The sequence below is a fragment of the Arhodomonas sp. SL1 genome, from assembly GCF_052060015.1.
Lineage (GTDB): Bacteria > Pseudomonadota > Gammaproteobacteria > Nitrococcales > Nitrococcaceae > Arhodomonas.
Genome location: NZ_JBPODZ010000035.1, coordinates 1 through 4,154 on the forward strand (window position 1 = coordinate 1; position 4,154 = coordinate 4,154).

4 protein-coding genes and 1 pseudogene are annotated in these 4,154 nt (G+C 54.2%); 4 read left to right on the forward strand and 1 reads right to left on the reverse strand.

Features of this window, described 5'->3' with window-relative positions; translation table 11 throughout:
• Positions 1-398: phage integrase N-terminal SAM-like domain-containing protein (locus tag ACQ754_RS16915; RefSeq protein WP_440998221.1), on the reverse strand; the 398-nt coding region annotated here is incomplete at its 3' end.
• Between the two features lie 297 nt (positions 399-695).
• Here ACQ754_RS16915 and ACQ754_RS16920 point away from each other — a divergent pair.
• From ACQ754_RS16920 to ACQ754_RS16935, 4 genes and pseudogenes are all read left to right on the forward strand, one after another.
• On the forward strand, positions 696-1,055 hold the full coding sequence (locus tag ACQ754_RS16920) for a VOC family protein (protein WP_440998222.1): 360 nt from the start codon (positions 696-698) through the stop codon (positions 1,053-1,055).
• 120 nt (positions 1,056-1,175) lie between these two features.
• Positions 1,176-1,250 (forward strand): annotated as a pseudogene (locus ACQ754_RS16925) (SEC-C metal-binding domain-containing protein); the annotation flags it as partial.
• Between the two features lie 228 nt (positions 1,251-1,478).
• Positions 1,479-2,300 (forward strand): hypothetical protein, encoded by an 822-nt coding sequence (locus tag ACQ754_RS16930; RefSeq protein ID WP_440998224.1) that lies wholly within the window; start codon positions 1,479-1,481, stop codon positions 2,298-2,300.
• 101 nt (positions 2,301-2,401) lie between these two features.
• On the forward strand, positions 2,402-3,367 hold the full coding sequence (locus ACQ754_RS16935; protein ID WP_440998223.1) for a DUF3644 domain-containing protein: 966 nt from the start codon (positions 2,402-2,404) through the stop codon (positions 3,365-3,367).
• Positions 3,368-4,154: the final 787 nt, after the last annotated feature.

The window sequence follows — 4,154 nt, forward strand, 5'->3', positions numbered from 1 at the left end:
GTGGAAGCGTGTTCCCCATCAAATGGACAACTGTTCCCCATCAGACGGAACTGCGTTCCCCTTGACTGGAATACGCACGGCGGCCGCTGTGGACGCCGCGCACGGGTGACACGCCCTATGTCGCCGAGTGGCCGCTCCAGCACCTTGGCATAGAGGAACACCAGGGCGTTGAGCGCCCGATTCTGCGTCGCCGCCGCCACCTTGCGCTCAACCGCCAGGTATTCCAGGAACGCCCGTACCTCGGGCTCGCCCATCGTCGCCGGGTGACGTACGCCGCTGTAACGGATGAAAAACCGTATCCAGTAGCAATAGCTCTTCTCCGTGCGGATGCTGTAGCGCTTCACGCGCAACGTGCGGCGGGCCTGGTCCATCAGACGGGGTTTGCGCGCCGAGTCCATGACATCACCTCCGTGTGGGGGACTGTATATATGTACAGTGCGAACAGCGCGGGCGCAAACTGCAAGCACGATATCGCGGCGCGTCTGATGGTGCGGAGATGGGTGGTCTATAATATCAGTGGGTTACAGGGAAACGAGCAGGCGCACGGACTGCAATATCGTGCACGCAGGTTTATTGAATATCCGTGCGCGCTATCCAATCACTGTTAGGCGTTTTCACACGTATCCCATAGAATGAAAAGTATTCATTAATACTACTGGCATCCGCCATACAAGGCTCGGCTCGGAGGAACGCAAATGAGCCTACAGAAGATCTATACCTCATTGCTCACCGCAGACCTCGCTGCGGCCGAAGTCTGGTATACGAAACTGCTCGGTCGCAGACCGGATTACCGGCCGATGGACACGTTGGTGCAGTGGGAGCTATTCGATCAGGGCGGGTTGATGATTTCAAATAGCGACGAGATTGCCGGAAAAGGCGTAATGTTCCTGTATGTCGACGATCTTGCAGCCGAACGTCGCCGGCTGGAGGGCCAAGGGATCGCGCTCGGGGACGACATTCCGGGCAACTATTCGACGCTGGCGCAGCTGCGCGATCCCGACGGCAACCTCATCACGCTGGCGACGCCGCCCGCCAGTCCCTTCCCGCCGGCATGAGCGCGCCGGAAGAGCGCACTCCGCGGCATGGCGCCTAACAAAACGCTCCATTTGACGCTCATTTCGCTGCGCTCCATTCGCGCAAATGAGCTTGGACGTTGGAAAGCCAAGGGGTAGTTCATGGCCAACCGTAAACTGGGCCGGAATGAACCGTGCTGGTGCGGATCGGGAAAGAAATTCAAGAAGTGTCACCTGGAGCGGGCTAACATGTCACCCGTTCCAAGGTGGGAAGCAGCGCGATCCGTGCGAGAGGCGTTCTCCCAGAAGCGTTGTCTTGCTCCGGAGCCTTGGCAAGGCGACTGCACAAAGAAAATCGTGAAGGCGCATACAGTTCCGAAGTCAGGGAGTTTGAAACAGATAGCGCGAGAGGGGCACGTTTATTCCTTCGTGCCGTCGTTAGAGAACCTAACTCGAGATAAGGGAGTGTTAAAGCCGCAGAGCTTTGGCGTGAACAAGGCTTCTACGTTCACAGGTTTTTGTACGACTCACGACGACGCCCTGTTCTCCCCCCTAGAAAAGGACGAGTTTGCTGCAACTCCTCAACAGTGCTTTCTCCTTCTCTACAGAGCGTTGGCTAGAGAACTCTACACAAAGGAAGCATCAGCCTCCCTGAACGATCAGCGTGCGGAGATGGATCGGGGGCGGGATCCGCTAGATCAGGCTACAATCCAGACATTTATGGGAGACTTTTCAATTGGCGTGAATGCTGGCGTGCGTGACAACGCGATCTACAAGTCGACTCTCGACGCCATGCTTGTGCAGGACGATTATACTGATATACGGGCCTATGTGATCGACTCGGCCGCTCCGCCTCCCGTTATGTGTTCGGGAGCTTTCTACCCTGAACAGGACTTCACCGGGCGTGAGCTTCAAGATGTAGCGGACGTGTCGAGAACTCCGGATTTGCTAGCCGTAACGTCATTCTACGGTGGCGCAAGAGGCCATGTGGCATTCGTCTGGACCGAGTCTCGATCCGCTGCTTGCGCGGCGTTCATTGATAGCCTTGACAACCTTGGCGATGCCGAGATCACGAGCGCGCTTGTCCGGCTCTTCTTTGAGCATTTCGAGAATATTCATCTCCAGCCCGATTGGTGGGAACAGCTTTCAGAGGACCAGAGATCGTCATTAATAAAGAGAATGACTGATTCGGCCAATCCCTTTGCAGCACGACCGGCCGCAATCTTGGCAGACGATGGCATGCGCATACCTAGTTGGGGGCTTATCGGCCGAAGACGACTGGCGTGACACAGTGGCTTTCCAACAAGTGGCTCGTTCGGACGGCGCTGAGCGCCGCCGCACAGCCTTCGCGTTAGCTTAGGAGTTGTATGAGGTCCCGTGCTCGCATAATGGCCGACAAGTCTATCGACGCGATGCTTGCGGCCATGGAAATTTATAATAAGCCCAATTTCTCATATCGAGAAGAAAGCTTTTCGATACTCGCAATAAACGCATGGGAGCTTCTCCTCAAGGCAAGAGTACTGCAGCTTTCAGGGAACAAAGTTAGCGCGATATTGAAATATGAACGAAGGAGAAAGGCGGACGGTACTCGGACCGAGAAACGGTACAGAGTAAAAAATCGATCGGGTACGCATCTATCGGTCGGCTTATTTAAATCGTTTGATCTAATTACGGATGAATACGGGGAAACGATAAATTCCTCGGTAAGAACCAATCTAGAGTTATTGTGTGAAATTCGCGATAACTCAATCCACTTTCTAAACAAGGGCTTCGATCTTGCTAAATTGGTTCAAGAGATAGGAACAGCCTGCCTCAGAAACTACTTGGTATTGGCCCGCCAGTGGTTTGCAAGCGATCTTTCAGAATACAACTTCTTTTTGATGCCGCTTGCGTTTTTTGGTCAGCACGGAGAGGCCCAAGCCTTGAGCTTAAATGCAGAGGAGAGGCGCCTGATTGAATATCTTCGGGGGCAAGCATCTACTGAGGGCCCTGATTCCCCGGGAGACTTTAACGTTTCCTTAAGGCTGGACGTGAAGTTTTCGAAGTCCAAGTCTCCTGAGGGTCAAAAGGTACAGGTATCGAATGATCCTGATGCAACGCCCGTCACCCTGACCGAAGAAGATATACGGGAAAAGTATCCATGGGATTACAAGATCCTTACGACGAGGTTGCGTAAACGGTATACAGATTTCAAAGTTAATCAGGACTATCACGCTATAAGAAAACGCCTTGAGCAAGACGAGCGATACTGTAGGACGCGGTTTCTAGATCCTGGAAAAAGGGCTGGCGTTGGCAAGTCCTTTTACAATCCGAATATTGTGCGGGAATTTGATGCGTTTTACACGAAAAGCTAACAAAGGCATGAACCGGGATGGCTTAAAGCGCGGCTCCTTCGTCACCGCGCTTTAAGCCGCCGGTTATGCCGGTCGTTAAGGGGGGAGACAATGTGTGGACCGATCCCGAAGAGGCAGGTTGTGGACCGCTGCATCCGCGGTGCCAAGGCTGCGGCGCGCCTGTACGACACGATGTCAGGGGGAATCCCGATCGATGAAGCGCCGGAGTCTCTTCTGCAGACGGAAATCGCACGTAAACTCATCGAAGAATGTCACTTTGTTACCGTCGAGTCGTCCGTCCGTTGGCTCCTGGATGCCGCTGGCGCCGAAACGCGTGGGAAGATCAAGCGTAATAACGGCGGCCGAATCGATATAGCAGTATGGGCAGCTTCAGACAAACCGCGATACCTCATCGAGGTTAAAAGGACATGGGATTCATGGGGTATTTGCTCCGATGCGGAACGCCTTCAATCAATGCTCAGTAGAGGCGGTAGCTTCCATCGTGGGCTAATTGTAGCGACGGCTAGCGCAGCGAAACGCGAAACGCTTGAACGGAGGTTTAGCGAGTCGGAGCAGAATAGCGGAACCACAATTCTTGAGAAGTCGGACGCTATATATATCGACAAGGAAGATCCCCAGAGCTGGTTATGGGCCGCGGCGGTTTTCGAGGTTTCCACTTAACACGTCGCTCAACGTGACTGGGTTCCGCTTCGCTGCACCCAGCACGTTAGGGAAACGCTGAACAAATGACGGTTTCTTGGAGCGGGGCCTGCCCAGCGCCCTGGAAAGTCGGGGTTCTTGGCCCTTC

Coding starts and splice junctions, on each gene's coding strand:
- ACQ754_RS16920 (WP_440998222.1), top strand. CDS start 696: ATGAGCCTACAGAAGATCTATACCTCATTGCTCACCGCAGACCTCGCT.
- ACQ754_RS16935 (WP_440998223.1), top strand. CDS start 2,402: ATGGCCGACAAGTCTATCGACGCGATGCTTGCGGCCATGGAAATTTAT.